Source organism: Poseidonibacter sp. (assembly GCF_041821165.1).
Lineage (GTDB): Bacteria > Campylobacterota > Campylobacteria > Campylobacterales > Arcobacteraceae > Poseidonibacter.
The window spans coordinates 4,668-4,967 of record NZ_JBGUES010000171.1 but is presented as its reverse complement, the minus strand read 5'-3'; the positions used below and the strand labels follow the sequence as shown (position 1 = coordinate 4,967).

The following is a 300-nucleotide window of genomic DNA, read 5'->3' as shown; positions in this document are numbered from 1 at the left end:
GGATTATATAAATCTTCCTGCATACAAAGAGATTCAATCAAATAGTAAAAAAGAGGTAATGCAGTATATTTATAATCTCAAAAATAAAGTAAAAGGCTTACTTGGAATTGATAAAGATAGTTATATAAAAACCCTTGAAAAAAAACTATACTCTAGCCTTGTTGATTTAAAAACTAATAAATATATCTCTAAAAAACTTGAATCAGAACATAAAAAAATGGAAGAGGCTTTAGATAAATTAAAAGTTGATGCTACTACTATAAATGCACTAGATAATAAAATTAACTTTATAAAGTCTAA

General features: G+C 23.7%; 1 protein-coding gene. It reads left to right on the top strand.

Annotated elements, in window-relative coordinates:
• The coding region (locus tag ACERKK_RS11155; RefSeq protein WP_373773152.1) for a hypothetical protein at nt 1–300 on the top strand (300 nt) is incomplete at both ends.